This is a genomic window from Arthrobacter sp. RAF14 (genome assembly GCF_052114185.1).
GTDB lineage: Bacteria > Actinomycetota > Actinomycetes > Actinomycetales > Micrococcaceae > Arthrobacter_E.
Map to the genome: position 1 here is coordinate 978942 of NZ_JBFREG010000001.1, position 15776 is coordinate 994717.

Below are 15776 nucleotides of genomic sequence, written 5' to 3' on the forward strand. Positions count from 1 at the left end.
GATCTCTTCTGCTGGAGTCACGTGAGGTGCCTGCTTCGCATGGTGCCGCCCCGGGGCTCCGCGCCCGTGCATGACGTCGCGGGCCCTGGGAGGAGGCGCGGCGCGCCCCTCTCGGTCATGCTATCCCGGTCGCCTCTGCTGTAGCGTCGAGACATGCGTCGTGCAGTCTGCCCCGGTTCCTTCGATCCCATCCATCACGGGCATCTGGAGGTGATCGCGCGTGCCGCGAATATCTTCGACGAAGTGGTGGTGGCGGTGTCCACCAACCCGGCCAAGAAGTACCGCTTCAGCCTGGAGGAACGGCTCGACATGGCGCGGGAGACCCTGGGGTATCTCAGCGGGATCATCGTGGAGCCCATGGGGGAGGGACTGCTGGCAGAGTACTGCCGGCGCCGCGGCGCCAGTGCCATCGTCAAGGGGCTGCGGTCCTCCAGTGACTTCGACTATGAGCTCCCCATGGCGACCATGAACCGGCAGCTCTCCGGAGTGGAGACCGTCTTCCTGGCTGCGGAGGGCCGCTTCACGCACATCTCCTCGTCGCTCATCAAAGAGGTCGACTCGCTGGGCGGGGACATCTCGGACTTCGTTCCCCGCGCGGTGCTCAAACGGCTCCGCGGCGGCGCGCCGAAGGCCTGAAACCCGCCGCCGCAGGGTAGGATTTTTGGGTGAACCGAGCGGGCTCAGGCCCGTGGTTTGAGTCAAGTGCCCGACTCACGCTAAGATGGTTCGTCGGTCCTATGTTCTTTCAGGAGTTCTCATCAAACGCGATCACCGCACCCCTTTGACTATCGATGTCAAGGACCTTGGGCGCAGCCCAGGCAGCATGCGGACCCTGGAAGAGCAAGTGCCAGCACCAAGAGATCTTGGTGTGCCGCTCATTGGCGTCAAGGAAGGTTCCCCCGTGGAGCTGGACTTGAAGCTGGAGTCCGTACACGAAGGAATTCTGGTATCGGGAACCGCGGATGTCCTCATCGAGGGCGAATGCGGCCGCTGCCTGGATCCCCTTGCGTATGACCAGCGCGTCACTGTGCAAGAGCTTTTCTTCTACCCGGAACACGTGTCCGAGGCAGAGGGAGACGATGAAGAGCAACGTCGAGTCGAGCACGATGAGATCGATCTTGAGCCGGTGTTGCGGGATGCGGTAGTGACTGCGCTGCCCTTCCAGCCGGTGTGCCGGGAAGATTGTCAGGGTCTGTGTTCCGAATGCGGGATTCGCCTTGATGACGAGCCGGGGCACCACCACGAGGTATTGGATCCTCGCTGGGCTGCCCTCGCGAATCTGCAAGGCCAAACCGGCAAAACCGATTGATTCAGTGTTGGACCCAAGTTCAGAGATGGACTGAGAGAGAAAAGAGTTAGCCGTGGCTGTTCCCAAGCGGAAGATGTCTCGCTCGAATACCCGTGCCCGCCGCTCCCAGTGGAAGGCTACCGCCCCCAACCTGGTGAAGACCGTCGAGAACGGTCGCGTCACCTACAGCCTGCCCCACCAGGCCAAGGTTGTGACCGACTCCGCAGGTACCGAGCTCTTCCTGGAGTACAAGGGCCGCAAGGTCGCTGACGTCTAATCCGCCCCCGGCTGATATGACGTCTTCGCCTGAAGACCTGATGAAGCGTCTCGGTGTCATTTATGACGCCGAGACGCTTCGTCTTGCACTCACACACCGGTCCTACGCCTACGAGAACGGCGGGATCCCCACCAACGAGCGCCTGGAGTTCCTGGGCGACTCGATCCTGGGGTTCTCCGTCACCGAGGCGCTGTACCGCGATTACCCGGATCTGCCGGAAGGCGAGCTGGCCAAGCGCCGCTCCGCCGTCGTCAGCACCAGGGCGCTTGCCGGCGTCGCACGCGAGCTCGGCGTCGGGGAGCACATCTACCTCGGCCAGGGCGAGAAGCGCACCAACGGGATGGACAAAGCCTCCATCCTGGCCGACACCATGGAAGCCCTGATCGGCGCGTGCTACCTCAACCATGGGATCGAGGTGGCCCGGGAGATGGTCATGCGCCTGATGGGTCCTCTGCTGACGGATGCCGCCGCCCTGGGCGCGGCCACCGACTGGAAGACCTACATCCAGGAGTACGCGGCCAGCCGTCAGCTCGGCCCCGTGGTCTACGACGTCACCGGCTCCGGCCCGGATCATGCCCGGGTCTTCAAGGCCGTGCTCATGATGGGCGGCAACGCCTATGGCACCGGCCACGGCAATTCCAAGAAGGAAGCCGAACAGGAAGCCGCGGGTGACGCCTGGCGTCAGCTGAACCCCGTTCCGGCCGACTCCTGACCCATGCCTGAGCTGCCCGAAGTCGAGGTCGTGCGCTCCGGCCTGGAGCGCTGGGCGGTCGGCCGCCGCATCGAGAACGCGGAAGTGCTCGACGCGCGGAGCATCCGCAGGCACGACGGCGACCCCTCCCACTTCTCCTCCTCCCTCGGAGGCGCCCGGATCAACGCGGCGGTCCGCCGCGGCAAATATCTGTGGCTTCTGCTCGAACCGGCCGGGGGACAGGCCGATCCTCCTGGACCGTTCCCGGCCACGGCGCTCCTGGCCCATCTGGGGATGAGTGGCCAGCTGCTCCTCGAAGAGCCGGACGCTCCCGACGAGAAACACCTCAAGGTGCGGCTGTCCCTCAGTTCCAGCCCCGGCATGCCGGACGAGCTGCGGTTCGTGGACCAGCGGATCTTCGGCGGGCTGTCCGTCACCTCGCTGATCCCCACCCTCGACGGGCTGCCCGGCGGACGCGGTTCCGCGGCGCCTTTGCTTCCCGGCGAGGTGGGGAAGATCGCCCGTGACCTGCTGGATCCCCATTTCGACGCCGAAGCGGTGCACCAGATCCTGATCCGCAGACGGAGCACCGTCAAGCGTGCCCTGCTGGACCAGAATCTCGTCTCCGGCGTGGGCAACATCTACGCCGATGAGGCGCTGTGGGCCGCGCGCCTGCATGGCGAACGCTCGACGGCGACCCTGCGGAGGCCCGAGACCTTCCGGCTCCTCGACGCCTGCCGCGAGGTGATGGAGCAGGCCCTGGCCGCAGGCGGGACCAGTTTCGATTCCCTGTACGTGAACGTCAATGGGGCGTCGGGGTACTTCTCCCGGTCGCTGAACGCCTACGGTCGCGAGGGTCAGCCGTGTCTGCGCTGCGCCGCCGAGGGCCGGGAGACCCTCATCCGGCGTGTGTCGTTCATGAACCGCTCGTCGTACTTCTGCCCCAAGTGCCAGCCTCTTCCTAGACGTGGCTCTGACCAGTCGCTAGCTCGGCCATGACGACCACGAACTAGCCTTTTGTTTCTTCCCACTCACGTGGTGAGTTCAGAATAGGCGGTGAAGCTAAGTTGGGTAGGACTCGTTATGACTAGGGCTTTCTCGAGAAACTGATCGCATCTGGACGATTCTGAAACTCGAAACTACCGATCGTAGACGGAATCGATCAGATCTGTGCCGCGTTCCCAACGAATCTCATCAACCTTTTGGCGCACACGCCGTTGGATCACACGTTCGTCTAGGCCGATGAGAGCGGCTCGTTCCTTGTCCGCAACTTCCACCACACTGATCGGAATCGCGGCGAAGCGTAGGTAGTTCGCCATGGTGGGGAGTGGGACCTGCAACTCACGCTCGACGGACGAACGAACTTGCCTTAGCCGGAGAAGTTCGACAAGAAAGTCCGGGTTCAAAGCCGGAGACTTAGGTGCGGCCTCTTCGCCGATCCGATCCCGCAGCCACGAAGACATTCGAAAGGCTGCGCGATCAAGGGTAAGCCACCAGTGTTCGAAGCCCATAGGGCCAACTGGTGTTTTCCCTCTGAGCTGAATTACGCCGATGGAGCTAGTCACGTCGTGACTGGCGAGACGCAACACAAGGGCTGGGTCGGTTTCATGCCCCCATTGCTTTCGGCGATCCTCGTGGGTCTGCGCCCAAAACTCTTTCATCGCCGCACGAAGCTCAGGTGGGGCCTCGTCTGCGACGGCTTCAAGATCATGTACGACGATTCCGTGCTCTTCCTCGAGGTACAGCGCGAGATCGTCTTCAGGATACGTGTCGCCGCGGAAAGTCTCGAGCCACTCGACCATTTGACTTCTACCTCTGCCACTGGCGGCATACCTCCCAAAGAGGTATGGAACCGTGCCTTCCCAAGCAGTGGAGATCGTGCGCGCACAGTTCAACGACCTAGAGATATGCTTGAGCAACTCTTCAATGACGCCATCCGTGACGTAAAGCGAAGCACCAGCGTCCCGAGCCGCTTGAATCAACGAGGTGAAATATCGTTGCGTGGCATTCTCCTGAAGGCGTTCTGAAAGGAGGGGAAGCAGGACGTTGGTGTCGAGCCAGATCTTCCCGCCTTGGAAAACGTTCAGCATCGCTTTCTGAACATCGGGAGTTTGGCGGAGGAAAGAGAACAGGGTATAGGCCGACGCGAGATTACTCAGGTATGCGCGTGTAGCTGCACTCGGAGCCTCGAGAGTCTCGCCAACGATCGAAATCAGCGCATCGGCAGAGGGGCCACCCTCAACCGGTGAGAGTAGTGACTCAAGTGTTCTGGGATCGAAATCTGTGACCTCACCCGTAAGCACCGCTGAAGCAAATGCCTCTCCTCTGCGCAGCAACCAGGTGTCCATGGCAACACGCAAATCGGATGCTGCTGTGATGGCTCGAGATTCATCGATACCATCGAGAACGCGGATTCTTGCTTTTAGTTCGTCAAGTAGATCTTGTTCTGATGACAACACTGCCGCAGACTGATTGCGGACCCGCTCCTGCTCGTGAAAGGACAGACGATACTCGTCCGTACCGCGCATATGCTTTATCGGGCCCTTCTTCGAGAGTCGGGTCAGCGCACCCCGTACCTGTGCCTCGACCTGTGCAGGATCACCGGCGGGAACCAGAGCCGCGGTTTGTGTGATGATTTCGTCCACGGTCATCGTTAAATTGGCATTCGTGTCATGCATGACAGAACGAACGAGTGCTTCAAAGGCGCTACGGGTAATGCCCTGGTTGTCTCGACGGTCCACGCTGTCGAGAGCGAGATGGATCAGGGCGACACGCGCCTCAGCGGGCCCAAGGGGCCGTGCTACACGGGGCGCGAGCCCGGCAGAGGCCAAAAGAGGGTCGACGAAGCGACGAGCGAGATCGTTACTCGCCGCCGTTCGCTGTTCGTGAGTGTGGGCTCGTTCGACAAACCAAGTTCTATCCCGCACATCGACTTCAAAGCCGGCCTTACGTTGCTCCGCTACCAGAGTGTCAGCATCCGGTCCGATCTTTTGGTTCGTCGCGTAGATCAGCCGGAAATTGCCACCAAAGTTCTTCGTGAGGGTGGCAATCGTTCCAGTGATCTTAGCCCTCCAGCTCTCAGTGACCGAGTACTGAATGAATGTAGTCTGCTCTTCGTTCGGCTGATAGAGCTGCCCGTCCCGACCTCTGTCTCCCGACATGGAAGCCATGGTTCGGAGTGATGGGTAGTCAACGACGAGAAACTCAGCTGCGAACTTTTCGAAAGCTGACCAGTCCTCTGGTCCGAGCTGTCGAAGTGCCATATCGAGTCGAGCGTCCGCCATGGAAGAACGATATCGTGGCGTGGGACAAAATCATCGCAGAACCCGCGTGGCTTGTTACGATTCGCTAGAGCGTGAGATCAGCCCTTGGTTGTTGAGCCGTTCAAAGTGGCGTAAACCGCTCAAACGTTCCAAGAATACCGGGTAGTCATCGATCTTCTTGAGAGGGTCTGTGGCCAGCTTGAAGTCGCGTCGGATGCTCGCGGTACCGACCCGGATCGCGTCGCCAGCAGTAGTCGAATCTGCGGCCGCGTCGATCTGGTTGAGCATGATCATTGCCCGATCTCTTGTGGATCCTGTCGGGTAGTCTTTCGCAAAGGTGTCGAGCGTTCGATCAAGCCGTTGGTTACGTCTGCCCTCCAATTCCATCTCTTTCGCACGACTCAGTGTTTCTGCTAGTCGCTGAAGTAGCAGACCAAAGTTTTTGTCCAGCGCAGGCACGCCTGCCGGTCGCCGATCGTCGGGTGCCTCAGCCAAGTAGGCGAGGAGTTCCTTCGCGAAACCTGCCTTCCCAATATCTGTTGCAAAGACGTCAGCGAAAGTCTGCGCAAGGGCATCCCATAGACTTCCTTCCTTGGTCGCCAACTTGCCAGTTACCTCGCTCTCGGTGAGCTTGGATGCAGTCACGTCGTCGTGCCCGAGGAAGTTCTTTGCATACCGCCGGGCTGCGACGATGGCGACCCCTGCTGGCACGAGATCTTCGGGCTCGCGCACCGCTACTCCCGGGGTTACGTCTAGCGAAGCCTCGGCAGCCCATTCTCCAAGATGAACGACGAGTTCGTCAGCTACGGTGGGTTTGCCGTGCGCGCCGTTCCGTTTGATTTGCCTGCGTGCGGTGTCTCCGGCCGGGTCTCCGTCTACGAGGACAGCGCAAGCCGGTTTCACCTGATCCCGGCCACGTGCAAGGTAGAGCATGTAGGGGATGTTCGAACCGCCTGGGACGATCGTCACCTGGTTCAGGTCGAGGCACTGGCTAGGTGCAACACCGTGGCGCAGTAGTCGCATGTTCATACCGGCCAGCAGCACCTGGTCAGAGATGCCTTCGACGAAGAGGTTGTCGCCTCCGATGAATGCAGTTTCGGCGACGAAGGAACCTAGCGAGGTTCGCAATGGCTCATAGTGATTGCGTGTCGCGTCTTTGACGTGCCGGGTGCCTTCGTCACGAGACCCCTTGTCGACGACGCGGACGCGGTGACCGGCGTTGCGGTTGATGAGGAATGGGGAGTGGGTAACGTAGACAACTTGATCCTCCCGATCGGCATCGTCGGGGCGAGCGTGGTGCTCGAGTACGCGAAGGAGGTCCTGCTGGCCTGACGCCGATAGGTAGGCATCTGGTTCGTCCATGAGGAGAACCTCCGGTTTTGCCTCTGGGCGTTCGTGAGCGAGCATCTGTACGTAGTAGCTGAGGAAGTACTGCAGACCGCGGCTGCGTTCCGCGAACGAGTAGTCCGTACCTGTTCGATCCCGGATGGTGAAGACCAACTCGTGCTCGCGAGGTGAGACGCGGAGTTGGAATTCTGGATCCTGACTCCACCACCGCGATACGTTGAGGTGACGGGAGATCGAGTTGTTCATCTCCTGGATAAGGCCATTGACGAGGCCCTCACGTTCCTCAGCGATTGCCTCCTGCAACTCTCGGAAGCTGGACTGCTCAATCCGAGCAATCTTAATGAGGAGATCGATCCCAAGCTGTTGCTCTTTCCACTTCTTGGAGTCAGTGGTGTCGTCGCTTGCGATTATCTGCGCCAAGTTCGAAGCTTGTTGTGTTAACTCATCGGCTGAAGTCGTTGAAGCCAGCAGATCGAATACCGCGCTTCGTTTTCTTCGCCCTGAGAGCGGGTTTGCTTTGCCAGCGAGCATTGAGATTGACACCGAATCAGGGAGTGCGACGTTCGTATCGAGTTCGTGAGGGTGCGGCAATAGTGCTTGGAGCGCTGAAGCTTGACTATCACTTAGGTTGACGCGTTCGTCATCCGCTCCCACCGTTACTATGACGCCTGGCGCGGGACGGAGTAGGAGTACGTTACCGTTCTTTAAGCGCGGGATCCCCTGTGCGCTGATCATTTCCGTTTCATCGAGATCGGGAGTTAAAATTGCCCCGACCTCGGGGTAGAGGCGAGAACCGTGTTCGACCGAGAAAAGTGTGGAAGATCGACAGAAATCTCTCTGGCGTAGGCCGTCTCCCGTGAGTACGATCTTGATTGCGTCAAGAAGATGGGTCTTACCCGATTCGTTGGCTCCGACCACGGCCGTGATGTCGGGCTCAAGCGGAATACGTACGTGTGGCATCCAGCCATCCTGGGTTAGCTGCCACGGCAACTGCTTGGCGTTCGGTAGTGCTTTTAACTCGTAGTCGAAGTTAAACGACTTGTAGAAGCGCACCAATAGCTGCGTCACGCGCATTGCGTACCATCACCTTCGTTTCGTTGCTACTTCGAATGCTGCTGGTACACAGTCTACGAAGTGAGACTGACAACTATTTGACATCGGCGGTCGCGGGCGTGGTAGGACGCCGCGCCTAATCAGCGTCACATTCAGCTACCACGGTGTCGACGGCGCCGGACGGCACCTGCAATGGCACGCAGATCCCGTCGTGACCGCGTCCGGCGAACGTCCGCGTGAGCCACTCCGGTGACTGTACGTGCGCGATGGGGTCTCCGATGATCGGGAACAAGCGGGTGGCTCCGCTGAGACGGGCGGCGGTCTCCGGCATCGGGTGGTTGCTCATGCGCTGCGTCAGGCGCCGTCGATGACGGTCTTCAGCACGCCGGTGGCTCCCATGCCGTTGGGCCAGCCGGAGTAGAACGACAGGTGCAGCAGGGCCTCTTTCAGCTCGTCTTCGGTGACGCCGTTCTGGAGGGCGAACCCCAGGTGGAATTTCAGCTGGTCCATCTTGCCCAGGGCCGTCAGTGCTGCGACGGTGATCAGGCTGCGATCCCTGGGGGAGAGGTCCTCGCGCTCCCAGACCTCGTCGAACAGAACCCGGTCCGTGTAGTGGACCAGCCCGGGGGCGAAGTCTCCGAAGGCGTTCTTCGCTCCGTTCCAGCCGGTGCCGGATTCCTTCTCGCTCATGGGCAGTCTCCTCCGTGGTCGGTTCGTGGATGAATCCAGTTCATCGTGGATGCGGTCCGGGAGGGAGTCCCCAGCGAAGGGTGTACCGGCAGGGCGTCACTGGTCCGGAGCCGCGCCACCCTCAGGAACCCCGCCATCCCGGGATAGTCTTGAGGGACGTATTCCTCCAACCCGTCCTGAGCCGGCCAGAGAGTCCCCACCACCGTGCACCTGAAGAACCTCACCATCCGTGGCTTCAAGTCTTTCGCCTCGGCTACGAGCTTCACGTTCGAGCCGGGTGTGACCGCCATCGTGGGACCCAATGGCAGCGGCAAGTCGAACGTGGTGGACGCCCTCGCCTGGGTGATGGGTGAGCAGGGTGCCAAGACCCTGCGCGGCGGCAAGATGGAGGACGTCATCTTCGCCGGGACCTCCGGTCGCCCGCCACTAGGCCGCGCCCACGTGTCGCTCACCATCGACAACGCCGACGGCGCGCTGCCCATCGACTACAGCGAAGTCACCATCTCCCGGACCCTGTTCCGCACCGGCGGCAGTGAGTACGCCATCAACGGGACCAGCTGCCGTCTCCTGGACATCCAGGAACTGCTGTCCGACTCGGGCCTGGGCCGCGAGATGCACGTGATCGTGGGACAGGGCCAGCTGGACCGCATCCTCCACGCCACCCCGGAGGACCGCCGCGGCTTCATCGAGGAGGCCGCGGGCATCCTCAAGCACCGCCGTCGCAAGGAGCGCACGCTCCGCAAGCTCGACGCCATGCAGGGTAACCTCCAGCGCCTCAGTGACCTCTCCGCCGAACTGCGCCGCCAGCTGGGCCCGCTGGGGCGGCAGGCCGCCGTCGCGCGCCGGGCTCAGACCGTGCAGAGCGAACTTCGCGACGCGAAAGCACGCCTCCTCGCCGACGACCTCGTGCGCCTGACCGGCGAACTCGAGTCCGACGCCGCGCGGGAGCAGGCGCTCCGGGAACGGATCGCCGTGGTCGAGGCCGACCTCGCCCAGGGCCGGGAACAGCAGTCGCTTGCGGAGCAGTCGGCGGCCGCGATGTCCCCGCGCATCACGCAGGCCCGTGCGACCTGGCACCAGCTGACCACGGCCCGTGAACGGCTGCGCGGCCTCGGACAGCTCGCCACCGAACGCCACCGCCTGCTGGGCAGCTCGGAGCCCGTGACCCGCCAGAACGACGCTGAGCAGATGGAGCAGCAGGCCGTCCGCGCCCGCGAGGAAGCCGCCCGGATCGCAGCCGAGGTGGAGCAGCTGAAGGAGATGCTCGACGTCGTCGTGAACCAGCGCGCGGAAGCCGAAGCGCTCGCGCGGGCCGAGGACGCCCGCGTCACCGCCGCGCTCAGGGCGGCTGCGGACCGCCGTGAGTCCCTGGCCACCCTGAGTGGCAAGGTGGGCGCCGCACGCTCGCGCGTGCAGTCCGTGGAGGCCGAACTCGGACGGGTCCACGACTCCCTGCTGGAATGTGAACGGCGCCGCTCGACGGCGGAGGCCGAGTTCGCGGCCCAGGAGGCAGAGCTCGCGGACAGCGAATCCGGGGAACAGGACCTGGACAGCGAGTACGAGCAGGCGGCCGCAGCCCTGGAAGCGCTGGAAGAGCAGGACGAGCGGCTGGCCGCCGAACAGCGCGACGCCGAGCACCAGCTCGCCGCGCTCGGCGCCCGCATCGAGGCGCTCCGCCAGGCGACCGCACCCCGGGACGGGAGTGCCCGTCTGGAAGGTCATCCGGGGATCCTCGGGAGCATCGCCAATGCCGTCAAGGTCACTCCCGGCCACGAGGCGGCCATCGCCGCCGCCCTGGGGCCGTTCGCCGAGGCGCTCGTGGCCGATGGGGTCCCCGGGGCGGCGCACGCCCTCGAACAGCTCAAGGAGGAGGACGCGGGCCGGGCCCACGTCCTGATCGGCCGCCCGGGCGAGCAGGAGTCCCGTCCGGGCCAGGCCCCGGCCGCCGGACCCGGGGGAGCCGTGCCGGCCCACGCCGTGGTCACCGCACAAGGGCCGGGGGCCGAAGCGGTCCTGCGGCTGCTGGAGTCGGTCCTCATCGCGGAGAGTCTGGACGCGGCCGGCCGCGTCCTGGCCGCCGCGCCCGACGCGACCGTGGTGACGCGTGAGGGAGACGTGCTCTCCGCCCACACCGCCAGCGGTGGTTCGCCCGCGAGCGGCTCGCTCCTGGAGACCCAGACCGCTCTGGAGGAGACCGAGCAGCGTCTCAACACGGTGACCGCCGAACTGGAACGTCTGCGATTCACCCGCAAGGGACTCGGGGACCAGCTGGAACAAGCCCGGGAACGGGCCGACGCCGCCCTGGACCGGCTGCACGAATCCGATGCCACCCTCGCCGCCTCCGCGGAGAAGCTCGGCAGCCTCAAGGGGCAGTTGCGTTCCATCACGGCCGAGGCCGAGCGGCTGCGGGAGAATCGCGACCGGGCCCAGCGGACCCTGGCCCAGGAGAACCAGGATCTGGAGGCGCTCGCCGCCCGTCTGGCTCAGGCCCATGAGGACGCCTCGCAGTCCCAGGAGGGCGAGGTGATCCAGGACCAGCGGGAGACGCTGGAAACCCGCGCCCGCGAGGTGCGCGCCATGGAGGTCGACGCCCGGCTGGCCCTGCGCACGGCGGAGGAACAGCTCTCCAACGGCGAACGCCGCGCAGCCGGCCTGGAGCGCGCCGCCGCGAGCGAACGCCGTGCTCAGCAGGAGGCCGTGGTCCGTGCCGAGCGCCGTCGGCGGCAGGCCGCACGGGCTGCCGCCGTTGCGGAGGCCGCGCGGCAGGCCGTCCTGGTGTCCGACCGTTCCGTGGAATCCGCCGCCGCGGAACTCGCTCGGGTCGAGGAGGACGGGAGTAAGTACGACACCCTCCTGGGCGGGCTGAGGGCCGGCAACGACGCCTTGGCCCGGGAGCTCGCGGAACTGACCGGCTCGGCGCACCGGGACCAGCTGGCGCTCACCCAGCAGCGCGCGAAGATCGAAGCCGTGGAACAGCGGGCGATCGACGAACTCGGTCTCGGCCCGGAGGAGCTGGTGGCCGAATTCGGCCCGCACCTTCCGGTCCCCTCGGCGGATGCCGCCCAGGACAAGTGGGCCGAGCTGCGTCAGGAAGTGGACGAGGACGGCAACCCCATCCCCGTGGGAGTTCCGTTCGTGCGCGCGGAGCAGGAGAAACGTCTCAAGCGGGCGGAACGGGATCTGTCCTCCCTGGGCAAGATCAACCCGTTGGCCCTGGAGGAGTTCGCGGCGCTGGAAGAACGTCACCAGTTCCTCAACACCCAGCTGGAGGATCTGAAGGCCAGCCGCAAGGACCTCCTGGACATCATCAAGGAAGTGGACGCGCGCGTGCAGGAGGTGTTCTCCCAGGCCTTCGCGGACACCGCCGCCCAGTTCATCCACGTGTTCGGGCGCCTGTTCCCGGGCGGCGAGGGCCGCCTGGTCCTGACCGACCCGGACGACATGCTCACCACGGGCATCGAGGTGGAGGCACGGCCCGCGGGTAAGAAGATCAAGCGCCTGTCACTGCTGTCCGGTGGCGAGCGCTCGCTGACGGCGGTGGCGCTTCTGGTGGCCATCTTCAAGGCGCGCCCCTCGCCGTTCTACGTCATGGACGAAGTCGAGGCCGCGCTCGACGACATGAACCTCGGCCGCCTCATCACCATCTTCGAGGAACTGCGGGAGTCCAGCCAGCTGATCGTGATCACGCACCAGAAACGCACCATGGAGGTGGCGGACGCCCTCTATGGGGTGACGATGCGCGGCGATGGCGTCACCACGGTGATCTCACAGCGCATGGGGGAGTAGCCCGCGTGAGAAGCTAGGGGGGTGAATGATGTCCTCCTTCCCGTGATCCTGTCCATCGTGGGCGTCCTGGTGGTGGTCGGCCTGGCCGTCCCGCTGCTTCTCAAGGGCCGCAACTCCCGGAAGTACACCAGCACGCGTGACGCGAACGATCCCGTGCGTCCCTCCTCCGGCGGCACCGCCGTCCTGGACCGCGACGACGCCGCCCCCGCACACGACCCCGCCACCTCGCCCGGCGCCGGCACCCTGGTCGAAGAGCCCGTCGAGGAGGTCCTGCCCGCCGCGCCGCTCGTGGAGCGTCCCGCGCCGGTCGCGGGCCGCCTGAACCGCCTCCGGGCCCGCCTGGTGGGTTCCGGCAACATCCTCGGCAAGGGCCTTCTGGCCCTGCTCTCCAGTGACCGCATCGACGAGGACACCTGGGACGAGATCGAGGAGACGCTGCTCCTGGCCGACCTCGGCACCGAACCGACCCTGGAGCTGATGGACGCGCTCCGCGCCCGTGTGAAGGTCATGGGCACCCGGGACACCGCGGAGGTCCGGGCGATGCTGCGCGAGGAACTCCTCAAGCTGGTGGACCCGTCGATGGACCGCACCCTGAACGTGACCCGGCACGCCGATCGGCCCGCCGTCGTGCTGGTGGTCGGCGTCAACGGCGTCGGCAAGACCACCACCGTGGGCAAGCTGGCCCGTGTGCTCGTGGCCGAGGACAAGGACGTGCTCCTGGGCGCCGCGGACACCTTCCGCGCGGCCGCAGCCGAGCAGCTCACCACCTGGGGCGAGCGCGTCGGCGTTCCGACCGTCAGGTCCGAGGTGGAAGGCGCCGACCCGGCGTCGGTAGCGTATGAGGCCGTGAAGGCCGGCATCGATCAGGAAGTGGACGTCGTCATGGTGGACACCGCCGGACGTCTCCAGAACAAGGCCGGCCTCATGGACGAGCTCGGCAAGGTCAAGCGCGTCATCGAGAAGCTGGCCGATGTGGATGAGGTCCTCCTGGTCCTGGACGCCACCACGGGACAGAACGGCCTCACCCAGGCCAAGGTGTTCTCCGAGGTGGTGAACATCAGCGGCATCGTCCTGACCAAGCTCGACGGCACGGCCAAGGGTGGCATCGTGGTCGCGATCCAGCGCAGCCTGGGCGTCCCGGTGAAGCTTGTGGGCCTCGGTGAAGGCCCGGATGATCTGGCGCCCTTCGACCCCGAAGCGTTCGTCGACGCACTCCTCGACTGACCGTTCCGGGCCACGGCCCGTCGACGCGCAGGCCCTTCCGAAGGCCCCGCAGGTGAACGCCTGCGGGGCCTTCGCGTGTCCCGGAACGGGTTCCAGAAGGGGTTCCGGGACGCTTCCGGCCGGCTCCGGCGGGTTCCGGGCCGCTTCCGAAGCCCGTTCCCGGGCCCCGAAACATCCCGGAAACGTTCCCGACACCGACCCTTTACTCCGGGGCCCGAAGCGTAACAACCGCGCAATGAACCACCAGGCCGGGTGAAACACGGAGCGCCGAAAGTTGAATGCAGGACGCCCCGGCGTCGGAGAGAACCACGGGCACCTCGCGAGAGAGCCCCTTCGAGAAAGGACCGAAAGCCATGGAACTTACCGCCAGCAATGTGTGGGTCATGGTGGCTGCGGCCCTGGTGTTGTTCATGACGCCCGGCCTGGCATTCTTCTACGGCGGCATGACCCGTGCCAAAGCCGCCCTGAACATGATGATGATGAGCTTCATCTCCATCGGCATCGTCGGCGTCGTGTGGGTCCTCTGGGGATCCTCCATGAGCGGCGGCGAGGGTGTCCTCGAACTGTTCGGCAACCCGTTCGCCACCTTCGGCCTGGAGAACGTGAGCAGCCCTGACGGTCTGATCAAGGCCGGATACGCCGCCACCTTCGCCATCATCACCGTGGCCCTGATCTCGGGAGCCATCGCCGACCGTGCCAAGTTCGGCGCCTGGGCGCTGTTCGTCCCGGTCTGGGTCACTCTGGTCTACTGCCCGATCGCGTTCATGGTGTGGGGTGGCGGTCTGTTCGGCCCCGACGGCGCCATCGGCAAGGCGCTCGGCCCGGCCATCGACTTCGCAGGCGGCACCGTGGTGCACATCAACGCCGGTGTCGCGGGCCTGATCCTGGTGCTCATCATCGGCAACCGCCGTGGCTTCGGCAAGGACCCGAACCACCGCCCGCACAACATCCCGTTCGTCATGCTCGGCGCGGCGATCCTCTGGTTCGGCTGGTTCGGCTTCAACGCCGGCGCGGCCACCACGGCCCAGCAGGGCGGTCTCATCTGGATCAACACCCTCGCCGCCCCGGCCGCCGGCATGCTCGGCTGGCTCGTGACCGAACGCATCCGTGACGGTCACCCGACCTCCCTCGGCGCCGCATCGGGCGTGGTCGCCGGTCTGGTCGCCATCACCCCGGCCTGTGCCAACGTCAGCCCGGTCGGCGCGATCGGCCTGGGCATCGTGGCCGGTGTGGCCTCCGCCCTGGCGGTCGGTCTCAAGTTCCGCTTCGGTTATGACGACTCCCTGGACGTGGTGGGTGTCCACCTGGTCTCCGGCCTCATCGGCACGGTCGCCCTCGGTTTCATCGCCATCCCGCTCGAAGGCTCCCGCGCCGGCCTCTTCTACGGCGGCGGCTGGGACCAGCTGATGTCCCAGCTCGCGGCGGCAGGATTCTCCATGGTCTACACGGCGATCCTGACGGCCATCATCGGCTTCGCCATCCACAAGACGCTCGGCTTCCGGGTCTCTGAGGAGCAGGAGGAGATCGGCGTGGACCTGTCGCTCCACGCGGAGTCCGCCTACGAATTCGGCATCGCCGGTCACGGCGGCACCTTCCAGCCGCACGGCTCGCTGGAGGCCATCTCCGAAGCGCTGGACCGCCGGGCAGCCGAGTTCCAGCGGGAATCCGCAGGATCCAAGAAGACCGCAGGCAAGGATCGCAAGGAGAGTGTTGACGCATGAAACTCATCACGGCAATCGTCCGGCCGGAGAAGCTCGAGAGCATCCGCGAAGGTCTTGAAGCGTACGGGGTCCAGGGCCTCACGGTGAGCGCGGCCAGCGGCTACGGCCGTCAGCGCGGCTACACCGAGGTCTACCGCGGAGCGGAGTACAACGTGAATCTCCTGCCGAAGCTCCGCGTGGAGGTCCTGGCCACGGACGAGACGGCTGATGACGTGGTGGATGTCATCATCGCCAGCTCCAACACCGGCCGAGCCGGGGACGGCAAAGTCTGGTCCGTGGACGTCTACGAGGCGGTCCGGGTTCGGACCGGAGAACGCGGAGCGGCCGCCATCTAGCGGTCCCGCTCCGGCCTCCCGCCCAGCGGGGGACACAGACCCTCCCCAGCACGATCACACCCCCCACGACGACGGCGACGCACCCTGCCAGGGTGCGTCGC

The 15776-nt window shown here is 64.7% G+C and carries 13 protein-coding genes; 9 read left to right on the forward strand and 4 right to left on the reverse strand.

Features of this window, described 5'->3' with window-relative positions:
* Nucleotides 1-153: 153 nt before the first annotated feature.
* The 5 genes from coaD to mutM all read left to right on the forward strand — a co-directional run bounded on the left by coaD (nt 154) and on the right by mutM (nt 3255).
* Nucleotides 154-636, forward strand: coding sequence for a pantetheine-phosphate adenylyltransferase (coaD, locus tag AB4Y75_RS04605; RefSeq protein ID WP_441434685.1), 483 nt, complete (start codon nt 154-156; stop codon nt 634-636).
* 145 nt (nt 637-781) lie between these two features.
* The gene (locus tag AB4Y75_RS04610) at nt 782-1309 is read left to right on the forward strand and encodes a YceD family protein (protein WP_441434686.1); all 528 of its coding nucleotides are present in this window, start codon (nt 782-784) and stop codon (nt 1307-1309) included.
* A gap of 52 nt (nt 1310-1361) precedes the next feature.
* The gene (gene rpmF / locus AB4Y75_RS04615; protein WP_307497329.1) at nt 1362-1565 is read left to right on the forward strand and encodes a 50S ribosomal protein L32; all 204 of its coding nucleotides are present in this window, start codon (nt 1362-1364) and stop codon (nt 1563-1565) included.
* Nucleotides 1566-1605: 40 nt separating this feature from the next.
* On the forward strand, nt 1606-2277 hold the full coding sequence (gene rnc, locus AB4Y75_RS04620) for a ribonuclease III (RefSeq protein WP_441434687.1): 672 nt from the start codon (nt 1606-1608) through the stop codon (nt 2275-2277).
* 3 nt (nt 2278-2280) lie between these two features.
* Nucleotides 2281-3255, forward strand: coding sequence for a bifunctional DNA-formamidopyrimidine glycosylase/DNA-(apurinic or apyrimidinic site) lyase (gene mutM / locus AB4Y75_RS04625; protein WP_441434688.1), 975 nt, complete (start codon nt 2281-2283; stop codon nt 3253-3255).
* 140 nt (nt 3256-3395) lie between these two features.
* Here the strand turns inward: mutM and AB4Y75_RS04630 are convergent, their stop codons facing one another.
* The 4 genes from AB4Y75_RS04630 to AB4Y75_RS04645 all read right to left on the reverse strand — a co-directional run bounded on the left by AB4Y75_RS04630 (nt 3396) and on the right by AB4Y75_RS04645 (nt 8609).
* A complete protein-coding gene (locus AB4Y75_RS04630; RefSeq protein WP_441434689.1) occupies nt 3396-5540 on the reverse strand; it encodes a hypothetical protein in 2145 nt (714 codons plus the stop codon).
* Nucleotides 5541-5594: 54 nt separating this feature from the next.
* Nucleotides 5595-7940, reverse strand: a complete 2346-nt coding sequence (locus AB4Y75_RS04635; protein ID WP_441434690.1) for an AAA family ATPase — start codon at nt 7938-7940, stop codon at nt 5595-5597.
* Nucleotides 7941-8055: 115 nt separating this feature from the next.
* Nucleotides 8056-8265 (reverse strand): hypothetical protein, encoded by a 210-nt coding sequence (locus AB4Y75_RS04640; RefSeq protein ID WP_441434691.1) that lies wholly within the window; start codon nt 8263-8265, stop codon nt 8056-8058.
* Between the two features lie 8 nt (nt 8266-8273).
* Nucleotides 8274-8609 (reverse strand): carboxymuconolactone decarboxylase family protein, encoded by a 336-nt coding sequence (locus AB4Y75_RS04645; RefSeq protein WP_441434692.1) that lies wholly within the window; start codon nt 8607-8609, stop codon nt 8274-8276.
* A gap of 204 nt (nt 8610-8813) precedes the next feature.
* Between AB4Y75_RS04645 and smc the strand changes: the two genes are divergently transcribed.
* From smc to AB4Y75_RS04665, 4 genes are all read left to right on the forward strand, one after another.
* A complete protein-coding gene (smc, locus tag AB4Y75_RS04650) occupies nt 8814-12395 on the forward strand; it encodes a chromosome segregation protein SMC (protein ID WP_441434693.1) in 3582 nt (1193 codons plus the stop codon).
* Nucleotides 12396-12416: 21 nt separating this feature from the next.
* Nucleotides 12417-13619, forward strand: coding sequence for a signal recognition particle-docking protein FtsY (gene ftsY / locus AB4Y75_RS04655; RefSeq protein ID WP_441434694.1), 1203 nt, complete (start codon nt 12417-12419; stop codon nt 13617-13619).
* 353 nt (nt 13620-13972) lie between these two features.
* On the forward strand, nt 13973-15340 hold the full coding sequence (locus AB4Y75_RS04660) for an ammonium transporter (RefSeq protein ID WP_441434695.1): 1368 nt from the start codon (nt 13973-13975) through the stop codon (nt 15338-15340).
* Nucleotides 15337-15675, forward strand: a complete 339-nt coding sequence (locus tag AB4Y75_RS04665; protein WP_441434696.1) for a P-II family nitrogen regulator — start codon at nt 15337-15339, stop codon at nt 15673-15675. The genes AB4Y75_RS04660 and AB4Y75_RS04665 overlap by 4 nt, the downstream gene beginning before the upstream one ends.
* Nucleotides 15676-15776: the final 101 nt, after the last annotated feature.